Here is a 17,145-nt window from a genome sequence, read left to right as displayed (position 1 = left end):
GGGCCAAGTCCCGCACAAGGGCTTTCGGCACAGGAGCAACCCGGCTAACGTCCCTTCCGTGTACGGCCCTGAGGTGTACGCGACACCGGCAGGACACCCGCGTCGAGACATCGGCTCCACGGCACCGCCCTGGCAACACCCGTCTCGGGCAGCCGGTTTCACGACACCGGCCCGGCAGCCACCCGCCTGAGGCACCCGGCTCCACCACCCCGGCCCCACGACACCGTTCAGGCCATGGACCCCGACCAGCGTGACGGCGCACGCCGGTCCCCGGACAACCCGGCGCGGCACCCCCGGCAAGTACCCCTGGGGAGCCGCCCCACCGAGGCAACAGCCCGCATCCGGCCTTCTCCGGAGGACATTCGTGCACAGAAAACGGCTCGGAGCGCGCAACGCGCTCGCACTCCTCACCGGCGGCCTGCTCGCCGTGACGTCGTTCACCCTCGGCGCCCCGCCCGTCGTGGCGGCCGGCGCGCCCGCACCGGCGGCGGCCGAGGAGCAGTTCCAGCAGGTCACCCTCGCCAAGGGCGGCGAAGAGGTCGGCGAACCGATGTCGCTCGCCGTCATGCCCGACCGCAGCGTGCTGCACACCTCGCGCGGCGGCGAGCTGCGGCGCACCGACGCCGCCGGCAACACCAGGGTCATCGGCACCGTCCCGGTCTACTCCCACGACGAGGAGGGCCTCCAAGGCGTCGCCCTCGACCCGGACTTCGAGCGGAACCGGGCCGTCTTCCTCTACTACGCGCCCCCGCTCGACACCCCCGCCGGAGACGCGCCCAACGACGGCACGGCCGCGGACTTCGCCAGGTACGACGGCGTCAACCGCCTCTCGCGCTTCACTCTCAGGGCGGACGGCACGCTCGACAACGCCAGCGAGAAGAAGGTCATCGACATCCCCGCGACACGCGGCATCTGCTGCCACGTCGGCGGTGACATCGACTTCGACGCCCAGGGCAACCTCTACCTGTCGACGGGCGACGACTCCAACCCGTTCGCCTCCGACGGCTTCACCCCCATCGACGAGCGGCCCACCCGCAACCCCGCGTACGACGCCCGCCGCACCTCGGGCAACACCAACGACCTGCGCGGCAAGATCCTCCGCATCAAGGTCGCCGACGACGGCTCGTACACCGTCCCCGAGGGCAACCTCTTCGCACCCGGCACCGCCAGGACACGGCCCGAGATCTACGCGATGGGCTTCCGCAACCCGTTCCGCTTCAGCGTCGACAAGAAGACGGGCGTCCTGTACGTCGGCGACTACGGCCCCGACGCGGGCGCCGCCGACCCCCAGCGGGGCCCGGCCGGACAGGTCGAGTTCGCCCGGGTCACCAAGCCCGGAAACTTCGGCTGGCCGTTCTGCACCGGCGACAACGAGCCGTACGTCGACTACGACTTCGCCACCAGGACCTCCGGCGCCCCCTTCGACTGCGCGGCGCCGAAGAACGACTCGCCGCACAACACGGGCCTGGTCGACCTGCCGCCGGCCGAGCCCGCCTGGATACCGTACGACGGCGGGTCCGTGCCCGAGTTCGGCTCCGGGTCCGAGTCGCCCATGGGCGGGCCGGTCTACCGGTACGACGCCGCGAACCCGTCGCCCGTGAAGTTCCCCGAGGCGTACGACGGCGACTTCTTCGCCGGTGAGTTCGGGCGCCGCTGGATCAAGCGCATCGAACACGGTGCCGACGGTGCGGTGCGGTCCATCAACCCGGTGCCGTGGACCGGCACACAGGTGATGGACATGGCGTTCGGCCCCGACGGGGCGCTGTACGTCCTCGACTACGGCACCGCCTGGTTCGGCGGCGACGAGAACTCCGGCCTCTACCGGATCGAGAACGCCACCGGCGGCTTCTCGCCGGTCGCCGAGGCATCGGCGAACAGGACCTCCGGCAAGGCCCCGCTGCGGGTCGCCTTCTCCTCGGCCGGAACGACGGACGCCGACGGGGACGCCCTGACCTACCACTGGGACTTCGGCGACGGCACCGGCACGTCGACCGCCGCGAACCCCACGTACACCTACCGCAAGAACGGCACCTACACCGCCACCGTCACCGCGCGCGACGCCTCCGGCCGCACCGGCTCCGCCAGCGTCCAGGTGGTGGTCGGCAACACCGCGCCCAAGGTGACGCTCGACCTGCCCGCCGAGGGCGCGCTGTTCGGCTTCGGCGACGAGATCCCCTTCAAGGTGACCGTCACCGACCCGGAGGACGGCACGATCGACTGTGCCAAGGTCAAGGTCACCTACATCCTCGGCCACGACAGCCACGGCCACCCGGTGACCTCCTCGAACGGCTGCTCCGGCACCATCAAGACGTCGGCGGACGGCGGCCACGACCCCAACGCCAACATCTTCGGCGTCTTCGACGCCGAGTACACCGACGGCGGAGGCGGCGGACAGGCCGCGCTGACCGGCCACGACCAGGCACAGCTCCAGCCGCGCCACCGGCAGGCCGAGCACTTCTCGGCGCAGTCCGGCATCCGCACGTACGACAAGGCCACCGCGCACGGCGGCAGGACCGTCGGCGACATCGACGACGGCGACTGGATCTCCTTCACCCCCTACAACCTCACCGGCTCCACCAAGCTCACCGCCCGCGTCTCGTCCGGCGGCGCCGGCGGCTTCCTGGAGGTACGCACCGGATCGGCCACCGGCACCCTGCTGGGCTCCGCCCCGGTACCGGTGACCGGCGGCTGGGAGACCTTCCAGGACATCGACGTCCCGCTGCGGGCCGTACCGAAGCGGACCACCCAGCTCTTCCTGGTCTTCAAGGGCGGCGCCGGTGCCCTGTACGACGTCGACGACTTCGAGCTGTCGAACACGCCCGTCGACCGGACCGCCAAGCGGGTCCTGGTCTTCTCCAGAACCGCCGGGTTCCGGCACGACTCCATCCCGGCCGGCATCGCGGCCCTGAAGGAGCTGGGCGCCGCCGGCAACATCACGGTCGACGCCACGGAGACCGCCGCGCAGTTCACCACCAGCAACCTGGCCCGGTACGACGCCGTCGTGTTCCTCTCGACCACCGGCGACGTCCTGAACGCCGAGCAGCAGAAGGCGTTCGAGAACTACGTCGCCACCGGCGGCGGGTACGTCGGTGTCCACGCCGCCGCCGACACCGAGTACGACTGGGAGTTCTACGGCGGACTCGTCGGCGCCCACTTCGCCTCCCACCCGCACATCCAGCCCGCCACCGTCCGCGTCGAGGACCACGCGCACCCGGCGACGAAGGACGTCCCGGCCGCCTGGGAACGCACCGACGAGTGGTACAACTACCGCACCAACCCGCGCGGCCAGGCCCGTGTCCTCGCCACCCTCGACGAGACCACCTACCAGGGCGGCACCATGAAGGGCGACCACCCGATCGCCTGGTGCCAGAGCTACCGGGGCGGGCGCGCCTTCTACACCGGAGGCGGTCACACGGCCGCGTCCTACGCCGAACCCGCCTTCCGGCAGCACCTGCTGGGCGGCCTCCGCTACGCCACCGGGCAGGTGAAGGCCGACTGCACCCCGCGCACCGGATACCGGCCCCTGTTCAACGGCCACACCCTGGAGGGCTGGAAGCAGGCCGGACCGGGGAGGTTCACCGTCGTGGACGGTGAGCTGCGCACCGAGGGCGGCATGGGGATGCTCTGGTACCAGGCCAAGGAGCTCTCGTCGTACTCGCTGAAGCTGGACTGGAAGATGGCGGGCGACGACAACTCCGGTGTCTTCGTCGGCTTCCCGGCCTCCGACGACCCCTGGTCGGCCGTGAACAACGGCTACGAGATCCAGATCGACGCCACCGACGCCCCCGACCGCACCACCGGGGCCGTCTACGGCTTCAAGTCGGCCAACCTCAAGGCCCGCGACCAGGTCCTCCGCCCGCCCGGCCAGTGGAACAGCTACGAGATCAAGGTCCAGGGGGAGCGCCTCCAGGTCTTCCTCAACGGCGTGAAGATCAACGACTTCACCAACACCGATCCTGTCCGCAGCCTGAAGGACGGCTACATCGGCATCCAGAACCACGGCGCCGACGATCAGGTGTCCTTCCGGAACATCCAGCTCAAGGAGCTGCCCTCGTCCACCTAGCGGGGCGCTCCCGTTCAAGCCGGCGGCGGGCGGGGAGGCGCCGTACCCCCCGCCCGCCGTCTCCAACGCACCACACCCAGGGAGGCTGGCCATGTTCGATGCACGCCGTGCCGGAGACGACGGGACCACAGGGGCCGCCGGAAACACCCAAGCCGCCGAAGACGCCGAGGCCGCCGAAGATCCCGAGGCCAACAGTGACGCCAGGGACGCCGAGGCCGCCGGGGACGCCGAGGCCGCCGGGGACGCCGGGCGCACCGGGAGCGACGGCACGGTCGGCGTCTGGCTCGTCGGGGCGCGCGGCTCCGTCGCCACCACCGCCGTCGCCGGATGCGCCGCCGTCGCCGCCGGGCTGCACCCGCCCACGGGCATGGTCACGGAAACCGCCCCCTTCACCGCCAGCGGCCTCCCCTCCCTCTCCTCCCTGGTGTTCGGCGGGCACGACACGGCGGCCTGCCCCCTGCCCAAACGGGCCGAGGAACTGACGACGGCGGGCGTCCTGCCGTACGGCCTGGCCGCCGCCGTGCACGGTGAACTCGCCGCCGCGGACGCCGAGATCCGCCCCGGCGGCCCCGCCCCCGGCGACACCCGCACCGACGACGAACTGATCGCCGCCTTCGCCGCCGACATCACCGCCTTCACCCGCCGCCACCACCTCACCCGAACAGTCGTCGTCAACGTCGCCTCCACAGAACCGGCACCCGGACCGGACGACCCGCGCCTCGCACCCAGCTCCCTCTACGCGGCCGCCGCCCTCCGCGCCGGCTGCCCCTACGTGAACTTCACCCCCTCCACCGGGCTGCGCACCGCCGCCCTCGCCACCACCGCCGCCACCAGCGGCCTGCCCCACGCGGGCCGCGACGGCAAGACGGGCCAGACCCTGCTCCGCGCCGTGCTCGCCCCGATGTTCGTGCAGCGCGCCCTGTCGGTACGGGCCTGGTCCGGCACCAACCTCCTGGGCGGCGGCGACGGGGCGGCACTCGCCGACCCGGCCGCGGCGGCCGCCAAGAACGCCGGCAAGGAACGCGTCCTCGCCGATGTGCTCGGCGCCGCCCCGGAGGGCGAGGTCCACATCGACGACGTACCGGCCCTCGGGGACTGGAAGACCGCCTGGGACCACATCGCCTTCGACGGATTCCTCGGCTCCCGGATGGTCCTCCAGACCATCTGGCAGGGGTGCGACTCGGCGCTCGCCGCCCCTCTCGTCCTGGACCTCGCCCGCCTGGTGGCCCGCGCCCACGAGGCCGGCCTCTCGGGGCCCCTGCCGGAACTCGGCTTCTACTTCAAGGACCCCGACGGCGGCCCCGCGGCCCTCTCCGACCAGTACGCCGCCCTCCTCTCCCTCGCCCAGCGCCTCGGGGCCGCCCGATGAACCCCCCGGCGGACCCGGCGGCGCCGGCGGCCTCGGCGGCGTCCGGGGAGCGGGCCCGGGGGGTACGGCGACGGGCCTGGGCGGAGCTGCTGCGCGTGTCCGCCCTGTTCTCCGTACCCGGGGACGCCCTCGCGGGCGCCGCGGCCGTGGGCGCGCGCCCCAACCGGGGCACCGCGCTGGCCATCGGGTCCTCCCTGTGCCTGTACGAGGCGGGCATGGCGCTCAACGACTGGGCGGACCGTGACGAGGACGCCGTCGACCGCCCGCACCGCCCCATTCCCTCCGGCCGTGTCGCCCCGCCCGCCGCCCTCGCCGCCGCGGCCGCCCTGACGGCCACGGGCCTCGCCCTCGCCACCCGAGCGGGCCGGGCGCCCCTGGCCGTGGCGACCGCCCTCGCGGCCACGGTATGGGCGTACGACCTGCGCCTGAAGCACACCCGCGCGGCCCCCGCCGCCATGGCCACCGCCCGCGCCCTGGACCTCCTCCTCGGCGCCACGGCCACCGCACCCCCCGCCGGCACGCCCGCCCCGGCACGGCAGGGGCGCTCCGGGCGCCCGGCCCACCCAGCACGCTCGCCCCGCACCGGAACACCGGCCCACTCGCCCCGCACCGGAACACCGGCCCACTCGCCCCGCACCGGAACACCGGCCCACTCGCCCCGCCCACCCCACAGGTCCCACCCGCCCCGCCCAACCCGCGCCGCGCCCCGCGGCATCCCGTCCGCCGCCCTCCCGTCCGCCGCCCTGCTCGGGGCGCACACCTACGCGGTGACCGCCGTGTCCCGCCACGAGACGCGAGGCGGTTCGACGGCCGCCCCGCTCGCCGCCCTCGCCACCACCGCCCTGCTCGGCGCCGCGGCGGCCCGCCACCGGCGGAGGGCGAGGGCCTACCCCGCCACGGCCCTGACCGCGGCCGCCTACCTGCGCACCGCCGCCATTCCCTACCTGCACGCCGCGCTCAACCCCTCCCCACCCCTCACCCAGCGCGCCGTCGGCGGCGGCATCCGCGCCATGATCCCGCTCCAGGCCGCACTCGCCGTCCGGGGCGGAGCCACCGGCACCGGGCTCGCCCTGCTGGGGCTCGTCCCCCTCGCCCGCGCCCTCGCACGGAAGGTGAGCCCCACATGAGCGCCCCCGCCCGCACGCCCGCCCACACGCCCGACCTCCGCTTCGGCTACGGCACCAACGGTCTCACCGACCTCCGTCTCGACGACGCCCTCGCCCTCCTCGCCGACCTCGGCTACGACGGCGTCGGCCTGACGCTGGACCACATGCACCTCGACCCCCTCGCCCCCGGCCTGGCCGCCCGCACCGGCCGGGTCGCCCGCCGCCTGGGCGAACTCGGGCTGGGCGTCACCGTCGAGACCGGCGCCCGCTATGTGCTCGACCCGCGCCGCAAACACGGCCCCTCCCTCCTCGACCCCGACCCCGACGGGCGGGCCGCCCGCACCCGCCTCCTCGTCCGCGCCGTCCAGGTGGCCGCCGACCTCGGCGCGCACGCCGTGCACTGTTTCAGCGGCACCGCACCGGACGACCTCTCCCCTTCCACCGACGCCGCCACCGCCTGGAAGCGCCTCGAAGAGGCACTCACCCCCGTCCTGGACGCCGCGGCCACCGCCCGCGTCCCGCTCGCCGTCGAACCCGAACCCGGCCACCTCCTCGCCACCCTCGCCGACTTCCACCACTTCCGCCGCCTCCTCGGCGACCCCGGCCCCCACCTCCTCGGCCTCACCCTCGACATCGGTCACTGCCAGTGCCTCGAACCGGCGTCACCGGCCGACTGCGTCCGCGACGCCGCACCCTGGCTGCGCCACGTCCAGATCGAGGACATGCGGCGCGGAGTCCACGAACACCTGCCGTTCGGCGACGGAGAGATCGACTTCCCTCCCGTCCTGGACGCCCTCGCCGCCACCGGTTACCAGGGCCTGACGGTCGTCGAACTGCCCCGCCACTCCCACGCCGGCCCCGAACTCGCCCGCACCTCCCTCGCGTTCCTCCGCAGCCGGACCGGGAAGAAGGGAGAACCGACGCCATGACGACCCCCCGCCCGCAACCGCGCGAGCGATCGCGCGAGGACCTGGACGGCCGGCTCTCCGGCGCCGCCCGCGCCTGGCTGGCCGAGGCCCTCGCCGAGGCCGCCCACGCCGCCGACCGCCCACGCGAGACGCCCGGCCCCTACGTGTCCGCCTCCTGGGAGCTGCGGTTCGCCTCCGCGGGCCGCCACTGCGGCCAGGAACACGCCGACGCCGTACGCGTCCTCCTCCTCCACGCGGCCCGCGCCGACGCCGACACCCTGACCCGGCTCTACCGGCACGGCGCAGCCGCCGAGCGCCGCGCCGTCCTGCTCGCCCTCCCCCCGCTCGTCCCGGGCCCCGAGGCCCTGCCCCTGATCGAGGACGCCCTGCGCACCCACGACACCCGGCTGGTCGCCGCCGCCGTCGGCCCCTACGCCGCCGCCCACCTCGACCCCCACGCCTGGCGGCACGCCGTCCTCAAGTGCCTCTTCACGGACGTCCCCGTCGACGCCGTCGCCGATCTGCCCGGGCGGGCCCGGGGCGACGCCGAACTTGCCCGGATGCTCGCCGACTACGCCGCCGAACGCACCGCCGCCGGCCGCCCCGTCCCCGCCGGCCTCCACCGCGTCCTCGCCCTGACCGTCCCCCCGGAGGAGTCCTGATGCGCATCTTCGACCCGCACATCCACATGACCTCCCGCACCACGGACGACTACCGGGCGATGTACGACGCCGGGGTCCGCGCCGTCGTCGAACCCTCCTTCTGGCTGGGGCAGCCCCGCACCTCGCCCGCCAGCTTCTTCGACTACTTCGACTCCCTCCTCGGCTGGGAACCCTTCCGCGCCGCCCAGTACGGCATCGCCCACCACTGCACCCTCGCCCTCAACCCCAAGGAGGCCAACGACCCCCGCTGCACCCCCGTGCTCGACGCCCTGCCCCGCTATCTGGTCAAGGACTCCGTCGTCGCCGTCGGCGAGATCGGCTACGACTCCATGACCCCCGCCGAGGACACCGCGCTGGCCGCCCAGCTCCAGCTCGCCGCCGATCACGGCCTGCCCGCCCTCGTCCACACCCCGCACCGCGACAAGCTCGCCGGACTGCGCCGCACCCTGGACGTCGTCCGCGAGTCCCACCTCCCCCCGGAGCGGGTCCTGCTCGACCACCTCAACGAGACCACCGTAAAGGAGGCCACTGACAGTGGCGCCTGGCTCGGCTTCTCCATCTACCCCGACACCAAGATGGACGAGGACCGCATGGTCGCCGTCCTCGAGGAGTACGGGACAGAGCGCGTCCTTGTGAACTCGGCCGCCGACTGGGGCAGGAGCGACCCGCTCAAGACCCGCAAGGTCGGCGACGCCATGCTCGCGGCCGGATTCACCGACGACGACGTCGACCAGGTCCTGTGGCGCAACCCCGTGGCCTTCTACGGCCTCAGCGGCCGCCTCCAGCTCGACCTCCCTTCCCCCGGCCCCCTCCACGAGGGCAACTCCATCCTCCGCGGCGGGGAGTGAGGCAGCCCGGCCATGCGCTTCCGCCACCCCGACGGCTCCACCGTCCACCTCGCCTACTGCACCAACGTCCACCCCGCCGAGACCCTCGACGGAGTCCTCGCCCAGTTGCGCGACCACTGCGAACCGGTCCGCAGGCGCCTCGGACGCGACCGCCTCGGCATCGGCCTGTGGCTCGCCAAGGACGCGGCACACGCCCTCACCACCGACCCGTCCGCCCTGCGCGGCCTGCGCGCCGAACTCGACCGCCGCGGCCTGGAGGTCGTCACCCTCAACGGTTTCCCCTACCAGGGGTTCGGCGCCGAAGAGGTCAAGTACCGCGTCTACCAGCCGGACTGGACCCGGCCCGCGCGCCTGGCCCACACCACCGACCTGGCCCGCCTCCTCGCCGCACTGCTGCCGGACGACGTCACCGAAGGGTCCGTCTCCACCCTTCCCCTCGCCTGGCGCACCTCCTTCGGCAGCGCCGCGGCCGGCACGGCCCGTACCGCGCTGGCCACCCTCGCCGAGCGCCTGGACGCCCTCGAAGAGCTCACCGGCAAGTCCGTCCGCATCGGTCTCGAACCCGAGCCCGGCTGCGTCATCGAGACCACCGCGGACGCGATCGGCCCGCTCACCGCCCTGTCGAGCCCGCGCATCGGCATCTGTGTCGACACCTGCCACCTCGCCACCTCCTTCGAAGACCCGCACACCGCCCTGGACGCCCTCCTCGCGGCCGGCGTCCCCATCCCCAAGGCCCAGCTCTCGGCGGCCCTCCACGCCGACAACCCCCACCTCCCCGAGGTCCGCGAAGCGCTCGCCGCCTTCGCCGAACCACGCTTCCTGCACCAGACCCGCACCAGCACCGCCGCCGGCCTGCGCGGCACCGACGACCTCGCCGAGGCACTCGACGGCCGGACGCTCCCCGACGGCACCCCCTGGCGCGCCCACTTCCATGTCCCCCTGCACCGCCCCCCGGCCGCGCCCCTCACCTCCACCCTGCCCGTACTCCGCGACGCCCTCGCCCACCTCGTCGGCGGCCCCGTCCCGCACACACGCCACCTCGAGGTCGAGACCTACACCTGGCAGGCCCTGCCACCCGACCTGCGCCCCCGCACCAGGAGCCGGCTCGCCGACGGCATCGCCGCCGAACTCGGCCTCGCCCGCGACCTCCTCACCGACCTCGGCCTCAAGGAACTCCCATGAACCGGCCCACCCCCCTCCTGGTCCTGGACGTCGTCGGCCTCACCCCCCAGCTCCTCGACCACATGCCCCACCTCCAGCGGCTCGCCCGGTCCGGCTCCCAGGCCCCGCTCGGCACCGTCCTGCCCGCCGTCACCTGCGCCGCCCAGTCCACCTTCCTCACCGGCACCCTCCCCGCCGAACACGGCATCGTCGGCAACGGCTGGTACTTCCGCGAACTCGGCGACGTCCTGCTGTGGCGCCAGCACAACGGCCTCGTCTCCGGCGACAAGCTCTGGGACGCGGCCCGCCGCGCCCACCCCGGCTACACCGTCGCCAACATCTGCTGGTGGTACGCCATGGGCGCCGACACCGACATCACCGTCACCCCCCGCCCCGTCTACTACGCCGACGGCCGCAAGGAACCCGACTGCTACACCCGGCCCCCCGCCCTGCACGACGAACTCACCGACGCATTGGGCACCTTCCCGCTCTTCCACTTCTGGGGCCCCGGCGCCGACATCGTCTCCAGCCGGTGGATCACCGAGGCCACCCGGCACATCATCCGCACCCGCAACCCCGACCTCGCCCTGTGCTACCTCCCGCACCTGGACTACGACCTCCAGCGCTACGGCCCCGACGACCCGCGCTCCCACCGCGCCGCCACCGAGCTCGACACGGTCATGGCCCCCCTCCTCGACGACGCGCGCGCCGAAGGCCGCACCGTCGTCGCCCTCTCCGAATACGGCATCACCCGGGTCACCCGGCACGTCGACATCAACCGCGCCCTGCGCCGCGCCGGGCTGCTGGAGGTCCACACCCAGGACGGCATGGAGTACCTCGACCCCATGGCCTCCCGGGCGTTCGCCGTCGCCGACCATCAGATCGCCCACGTCTACGTCCGCCGCCCCGAGGATCTCGACGCCACCCGGGACGCCCTCACCGGCCTCCCCGGCATCGAGACGCTCCTCGACGACGAGGGCAAGAAGGCCCACGGACTGGACCACCCGCGCTCCGGCGAACTCGTTGCCGTCGCCGAGCCCGACGCCTGGTTCACCTACTACTACTGGCTCGACGACGCACGCGCGCCCGACTTCGCCCAGCTCGTCGAGATCCACCGCAAACCCGGCTACGACCCCGTCGAGCTGTTCATGGACCCCCTCGACCCCTACGTACGGCTCAAGGCGGCCACGGCGATCGCCCGCAAGAAGCTGGGCATGCGCTACCGCCTGGCGGTCGTGCCCCTCGACCCCTCACCTATTCGCGGCAGCCACGGCCGCCTCCCCGACAGCGACGACAGTGACACCGGGCCACTCATCCTGTGCTCCACCCCCCGCGCCGTATCGGGCCGCGTCGCGGCCACCGATGTGAAGTCCCTGCTGCTCCGGCTCGCCGGTCTCCACTGACCCGACCTCAGTGAAGCAGACGCCACTGACAACGAGGAGTCATCCCCATGCCACGCACGACCAGGACCACCGACCCCGAGCTCGCGCACAAGCTCACGCGACGGAACATGCTCGGTGTCGCCGCCGGCGCCACCGCCGCCGCCCTGCTCGGCGGCGCGACCACCGCCGTGGCCGCCGAGACCGGCCCGGGCCGCGGCCACGGCCGCCCCGTCCTCCCGCCCGGCCGCCTCGGCATCCAGCTCTACTCCCTGCGCGACAAGGTCTCCGCCCTCGGCTTCGCCAGGGTCTTCGAGGAACTGCGGCGCTTCGGCTACGACGAGGTCGAGTACGCCGGCTACACCCAGGGCTCCGCCGGCCCCATCACCCTCTCCCAGCTCAGGCGGCTCACCCGGGACAACGGCCTGCGCGCCATCGGCAGCCACGTCGGCTACTACTCCGCCGACCCCCAGGCCTACACCTTCGCCCAGAACCTCACCAAGGTCCTCGACGACGCCCAGGCCCTCGGCCTGAAGCACATCGGTACCGCCTCCGGACCCTGGCGCTACGGCGCCACCGTCGACGGCTGGAAGCGCTGCGCCGAGGAGTTCAACCACTACGGCGCCGAGGCGAGGAAGCGCGGCATGAAGTTCTACCAGCACAACCACGCGGAGGAGTTCTCCTTCGCCACCGACCGGCCGGACGTCCGCCTGTACGACGTCCTCCTCGCCGAGACCGACCCCGACCTCGTCTTCCTGGAGATGGACATCTACTGGGCGTACGCGGGCCGGTTCCGCTTCAGCCGCCGCGCCGACGGCACGCCCGCGCCGTTCGACCCGCTCGCCTACGTACTGCGGCAGCCGGACCGCTACCCGCTGTTCCACGTCAAGGACGGCGAGCGCGACGACTCCGCCCGCGACGGCTACCGGATGGTGGACGTCGGGGACGGAGACATCGACTACCAGCGCTTCATCTCGGCGGTCACCCGCACCCACGGCGGCCGGCGCGACCACCACTGGCAGGCCGAGCACGACAACCCGGTCGAGTCCTTCACCTTCGCCCGCAAGGCGAGCACCCACCTTCACTCACTCCGCGAGAAGGACTGCTAGGAGCTGTCCGGCCGATCATGGTCTCGGCTGCTGCGGCGTGGCGGGGGCTGCAGCTCGTCGATGGCATGGTCGGCCCGCGATGTCGTGTGCCAGGGTGGCGGCATGAGTTGGCCGTCTGAGAGCCCGAGCCCGGGCGTTCCTTGAGCCCCCGCACTGCGGCGACGTTCTGTCCGGCACCGTCGCTGCGATCGAGCGGTTCGCGGCCTTCGTGGCTCTGGACGACGCGCCTGCCCGTCCTCTCTTCCCCGGTGTCGCGGCTCTGTCCATGACAATGGGCTCTGGCACAACTTCTGTGACCCGGTCACCCTGAGTGACAGCCGGACCTCTTCGAGTCGTACGCGAAGTCGCCCGAAAATGGCCCGTCGGCCCGGCGGCTGGGCTGACAGTTCGGGGCCGTGGAAGAGGTCGTGCTCCGGCTCAAGGAGTTACTGTTCCCGTCGATAGCGGACGTCGTGGTGCTGTCGGTGGACGTGGACATCGAGATAGTGCGGGTTGATGCGCAATGTGTCGCGAACGGCGCCCTGTGTCCGGTCTGCGGAGTCTGGTCGAACCGGGTTCATGGTTCCTACCTGCGGTTTCCCGCTGATGTGCCGAGCGGTGGCCGAAGCGTTGTTCTCCAGCTGAGGGTCCGCCGGTTCACCTGCGGGAACTCCGGCTGCGCACGCCGTACCTTCGTCGAGCAGATACCCGGCCTGACACGTCGGCACGGTCAGCGAACCGAGCGGTTGCGCTCCACCCTGGCCGCAGTCGGCCTGGCCCTCGCGGGCCGGGCCGGGGCACGTATCGCCCGCGTTCTCGGGGTGTCCGTCAGCCGAAGCACGGTGCTCCGGCTGGTAGACGCTCTTCCCGAACCTGAGATCCCCGCTCCGCGGGTGGTCGGCGTCGACGAGTACGCCACCCGCAAGGGCCGCCACTACGGCACCGTCCTCGTCGACATCGAGACCCGCCGCCCCGTCGACCTGTTGCCGAACCGGGAGGCGTCCAGCCTGGCGGCCTGGCTCGCCGACCGGCCGGGCATCGAGGTCATCTGCCGAGACCGGGCACCGTTCTTCGCCGAAGGCGCCTCCGCCGGCGCCCCGCAGGCCATCCAGGTCGCGGACCGGTGGCACCTCTGGCACAACCTGAGCGAGGCCGCCGAGCGGGCCGTCGCCCAGCACCGCCGCTGCCTGAGTGCCCTTGTCCCGGCCACCCCCGAACCCGAGCTGGAACCCGCTCTGGAAGAAGAACCGTCCGGCTCGCCCTGGCCGACCGGACACCGGTTCGCCGACCGCACCAGGTCCCGGCACGCTTCCGTCCACGCACTCCTGGAGGCAGGACACAGCCTGCGTTCGGTCCAACGGCAGCTCGGCATGGCCTGGCACACCGTCAAACGGTTCGCCGACGCCGAGAGGCCAGAGGACCTGTTCACCGGCCAGTGGCAGAACCGGCCCTCGGTCCTCGACGACTACAAGCCCTACCTGGACGACCGCTGGAACGAGGGCCTTACCAACGCGTGGAAGCTGTGGGAGGAGATCGTGCCGCTCGGCTACAAGGGCAGTTACCAGCGCGTTCGCGCCTACCTGCACAAGAAGCGCACCTCACCACGACCTGTGACCGCCAGGCCGCCCTCACCCCGAACGGTCTCTGGATGGATCCTCAGCCGCCCGGAAACCCTCACCGAGCACGAACAACTCCAGCTCAAGACTCTTTGCACGCACTGTCCCGAGCTCGACGCCCTCACCCGGCATGTCCGCTCCTTCGCGATCATGCTCACGCAGCGCCAAGGTGAAAACCTGCCAGCCTGGCTCGACGCCGTCCGGCAGGACGACCTGCCCAGCCTCCACACCCTCGCCGCCGGCATCAACCGCGACCTCGAAGCCGTTATCGCCGGATTGACCCTGCCCTGGAGCTCGGGCGCGGTCGAAGGGCATGTCAACCGGATCAAGATGCTCAAACGCCAGATGTTCGGGCGCGCCGGATTCAACCTCCTGCGGAAGCGCACCCTGCTCTACACGTGACACCTCTACACGTGACACCCCGCGTCACGCCGGCTCGACGACGCTATAGCCTCCCGCCTGTGACCTATCGCCGCAGTCGGACCAAGAATCCCCGCCCCCACGAGCTACCTCACTATCAAGCGCTCCTGGACGGTACGGACTGGGCGTCGCTCGCCACCGCATGTGGGACGGGCGAAGCCCTGCCGACGGCGCTGGCAAGCATCCTCAACCCCGACCCGGCCGTCAGGGCGGCCGCCACCGACAACGCGCTCAGGGAAGTGACCCACCAGAACACCATCTACGAAGCCACCGTGCCCGTGGCGCTCTTCGTCGCGGCCATCCTCAACCACCCGGCCATCGCGATAGACGACTTCGGCCACGATGCCGACGCGCCACCACAACACCCGACCCTCGTGAGACTACTTGAGTGGCTCAGCGACACCGCCTACGACGCCGACGACGAGTGCGCCGCCATCAGCGAACGCCATGTCAGCAAGGGGTTCCTCCAGGAGGACAGGGAGATGCGCGCGTTCCGAGACCTGCGCCCGGCCATCTTCTCCGCTGTCTATCCCCTTCTCAGCCACGACAACGCGGACGTACACGACGCGGCCCTCGTCGCTGCGATCCCCCTAGCAGAGCACCCCGCCCTCACCGCACACCGGCCCGAGCTGGTCGACCACGTCCGTTGTCTGCTGGCCACCAGCACCGACCGCCACAATCGAGACCGCGTCTTGGACGCCATGAAGGCATGGGGTCACGACACCAGCGCCTTGGAGAACGCGGACGACATCGCAGCCCGCAAGCGTTACGCCCGTCTCAAGGCGGAACGTGATTCCTGGTGGGCGGCCGACGGAACAGGCGGCTACTCCGAAGATCCACCGTTCTGACTCAGGAGCACGTAGCGCCCCAGGCATCCGTCGATCACTCAGCGTGGCAGCTTCACAGAAGTTGTGCCAGAGCCTGACAATGGACAGCGCTTCGTCACTGATTCGGGAGGCATGAGGCCACGGATATTGCCTGGCGGGTCGGTGCCCGGGGCGGGCAGGGGGGCGGGTGATGCCCGATGAGTACGAGACATACGCCCGCTCCGACTCTGTCGAGGGCCTGCTGCAACGGGGGCGCGGCCTGGGCGCGGTGCGAGCGCTCCAGGACCCGCAGCGGGGATCTGCCGTGTTCGTGTACGACGGGATCCGCCGTGACGGGCGGTGGGACCAGACCGACGAACACTCTCTGTACCTGGCGCGGCTGGTCCAGGATCTGGAGTTGTCCCCGCGCCGATCGTGGACAACCTGGCGGGGGACGAGGAGTCGTGCGGCCTGCGAGGTGCGAGCGTATGTCCGGAGAGGCGAGCACTGGGTGGGCGTACTGGAGTCGGTATCAGCAGCCTGGCCGCTGGAGTGGTGGGAGGACCTTGGTGACGTCGCACGTGCTCGGGTCGGTGCAGGGGCGGAGCTTCCATGGCTTTCTGAGCCGTGGACGCGGTTGGGGATCGAGGTGCAGAGCCGTCCGTTCGTTCCGCGGCCGTCACTGGCTGGGCTCAGCACCGCGGAGCTTCTCGCTCTGCTTGCCGATGCCCGCACGGAAGACGCCACGAAGATCGAGGCACTGCGTGCGCTCAACGGCCGAGAGCCTGCTGCTGAGGGGCTGATCCCGCTGGTCCCCTTGTTGGGCACGTCGGACGGCTGTCGACCCCTGACCCTGCTCAGGCAGGCCGTTGAGCGCCTGGGTGCCCTCGCCGTACCGGCGGCGCACGGCTGGGCACGGGACGACCGCCCCTGGCTGGCTCAGATGAGTGCGGACGTCCTGGCCGACCATGCCGGCCCCGAGGTTTTGCCGGGACTGGTGAACGAACTCGCCGAACAGTGGACGGCGCGGGCCTGGTGCGGGCCCGACCGGACGGCCAGGCGCCTGGCCCGGTTCGTGGCATGACGCCGCCGGGGCGGTGCCTTACCTGCGGCGCTTCTGGCTGCACACCCCGCACTCGTACGAGCGGGCCGCGTACCTGCAGGCACTGGCAGCCATCGAGCCGGACCTGGACCACGTGTACGCCGAGTCTCTCTGGGACTGCGAGGAAAAACGCGGCTGCTGGGGATCACCTCGGCACCCACGAGCCCGGAGACCCGGGGACGGATCGCCGTGCTGCGTGATGATCCGATGGAGACGACCGAGGTGAGAGCTGCGGCCCGGGCACGGCTGGTAGCCCCTACCGGGCGGCATCTGTCCTGACCCCGTTCGAACGAGCAAGCCCGATCTTCGCGGGGCGCCTCCCGTTCTCGCGAACAAGGCCAGTGTCGGGTTCATCGTTGTTCCCGAACCGTCCTGGCGGCACATCGATGCTCCCACCGAGGTCGTCCAGGTGGGTCAGCGTGTCTCGTGCGAGTTCGTGCAGTTCGACACTTGAGGGCACTGGAGCCCGACCCCCTCCAGGCTTTCGCCGGCCGCGGGTGGGCCGGGAATCGCGCGGGACGGTGGAGAAGGTGCTTCCCTTCGGCATTTTCGCCGACCTCGGGGACGGGATTGCATGCGTCGGGTCGGCCATGTGACGGCCGGCGTGCCCCAGCCGT

The 17,145-nt window shown here is 72.1% G+C and carries 12 protein-coding genes; all 12 read left to right on the top strand.

The genetic code is table 11. From position 1 onward, the window contains the following. The first annotated feature begins 364 nt into the window (after positions 1–364). On the top strand, positions 365–4,063 hold the full coding sequence (locus tag E2B92_RS11445) for a ThuA domain-containing protein (protein WP_126888759.1): 3,699 nt from the start codon (positions 365–367) through the stop codon (positions 4,061–4,063). A 91-nt stretch (positions 4,064–4,154) separates the two neighbouring features. After that, positions 4,155–5,432: an inositol-3-phosphate synthase gene (locus tag E2B92_RS11440; RefSeq protein ID WP_126888758.1), complete on the top strand. Its 1,278-nt coding sequence runs from the start codon at positions 4,155–4,157 to the stop codon at positions 5,430–5,432. Then, a complete protein-coding gene (locus tag E2B92_RS11435) occupies positions 5,429–6,559 on the top strand; it encodes an SCO3242 family prenyltransferase (RefSeq protein ID WP_133087499.1) in 1,131 nt (376 codons plus the stop codon). Before E2B92_RS11440 ends, E2B92_RS11435 begins: the two co-directional genes overlap by 4 nt. After that, positions 6,556–7,467, top strand: coding sequence for a sugar phosphate isomerase/epimerase family protein (locus E2B92_RS11430; protein WP_133087498.1), 912 nt, complete (start codon positions 6,556–6,558; stop codon positions 7,465–7,467). Before E2B92_RS11435 ends, E2B92_RS11430 begins: the two co-directional genes overlap by 4 nt. Next, a complete protein-coding gene (locus E2B92_RS11425) occupies positions 7,464–8,108 on the top strand; it encodes an EboA domain-containing protein (protein WP_133087497.1) in 645 nt (214 codons plus the stop codon). The genes E2B92_RS11430 and E2B92_RS11425 overlap by 4 nt, the downstream gene beginning before the upstream one ends. Further along, the gene (locus E2B92_RS11420; protein WP_126889582.1) at positions 8,108–8,956 is read left to right on the top strand and encodes a TatD family hydrolase; all 849 of its coding nucleotides are present in this window, start codon (positions 8,108–8,110) and stop codon (positions 8,954–8,956) included. Before E2B92_RS11425 ends, E2B92_RS11420 begins: the two co-directional genes overlap by 1 nt. A 12-nt stretch (positions 8,957–8,968) precedes the next feature. After that, positions 8,969–10,138, top strand: a complete 1,170-nt coding sequence (gene eboE / locus E2B92_RS11415) for a metabolite traffic protein EboE (protein WP_133087496.1) — start codon at positions 8,969–8,971, stop codon at positions 10,136–10,138. Then, the gene (locus E2B92_RS11410) at positions 10,135–11,520 is read left to right on the top strand and encodes a nucleotide pyrophosphatase/phosphodiesterase family protein (protein ID WP_126885185.1); all 1,386 of its coding nucleotides are present in this window, start codon (positions 10,135–10,137) and stop codon (positions 11,518–11,520) included. The genes eboE and E2B92_RS11410 overlap by 4 nt, the downstream gene beginning before the upstream one ends. Positions 11,521–11,567: 47 nt before the next feature. Continuing rightward, positions 11,568–12,605 carry a sugar phosphate isomerase/epimerase family protein gene (locus tag E2B92_RS11405; protein WP_126885186.1) on the top strand — a complete coding sequence of 346 codons (1,038 nt, stop codon included), beginning with the start codon at positions 11,568–11,570 and terminating at the stop codon, positions 12,603–12,605. Between the two features lie 395 nt (positions 12,606–13,000). Next, positions 13,001–14,602 (top strand): ISL3 family transposase, encoded by a 1,602-nt coding sequence (locus E2B92_RS11395; RefSeq protein WP_126885187.1) that lies wholly within the window; start codon positions 13,001–13,003, stop codon positions 14,600–14,602. 59 nt (positions 14,603–14,661) lie between these two features. Then, complete coding sequence (locus E2B92_RS11390) at positions 14,662–15,468, top strand: hypothetical protein (protein ID WP_235023788.1); 807 nt, start codon at positions 14,662–14,664, stop codon at positions 15,466–15,468. A gap of 595 nt (positions 15,469–16,063) precedes the next feature. Beyond that, positions 16,064–16,510: a hypothetical protein gene (locus tag E2B92_RS11385; protein ID WP_126885188.1), complete on the top strand. Its 447-nt coding sequence runs from the start codon at positions 16,064–16,066 to the stop codon at positions 16,508–16,510. Positions 16,511–17,145: the final 635 nt, after the last annotated feature.

The organism is Streptomyces sp. WAC05374 (assembly GCF_004353505.1).
Classification (GTDB): Bacteria; Actinomycetota; Actinomycetes; order Streptomycetales; family Streptomycetaceae; genus Streptomyces.
The sequence above is the reverse complement of the archived record's forward strand: the minus strand, read 5'-3'. Positions and strand labels throughout refer to the sequence as shown.

Coding starts and splice junctions, on each gene's coding strand:
- E2B92_RS11440 (WP_126888758.1), top strand. CDS start 4,155: ATGTTCGATGCACGCCGTGCCGGAGACGACGGGACCACAGGGGCCGCC.
- E2B92_RS11435 (WP_133087499.1), top strand. CDS start 5,429: ATGAACCCCCCGGCGGACCCGGCGGCGCCGGCGGCCTCGGCGGCGTCC.
- E2B92_RS11430 (WP_133087498.1), top strand. CDS start 6,556: ATGAGCGCCCCCGCCCGCACGCCCGCCCACACGCCCGACCTCCGCTTC.
- E2B92_RS11425 (WP_133087497.1), top strand. CDS start 7,464: ATGACGACCCCCCGCCCGCAACCGCGCGAGCGATCGCGCGAGGACCTG.
- E2B92_RS11420 (WP_126889582.1), top strand. CDS start 8,108: ATGCGCATCTTCGACCCGCACATCCACATGACCTCCCGCACCACGGAC.
- eboE (WP_133087496.1), top strand. CDS start 8,969: ATGCGCTTCCGCCACCCCGACGGCTCCACCGTCCACCTCGCCTACTGC.
- E2B92_RS11410 (WP_126885185.1), top strand. CDS start 10,135: ATGAACCGGCCCACCCCCCTCCTGGTCCTGGACGTCGTCGGCCTCACC.
- E2B92_RS11405 (WP_126885186.1), top strand. CDS start 11,568: ATGCCACGCACGACCAGGACCACCGACCCCGAGCTCGCGCACAAGCTC.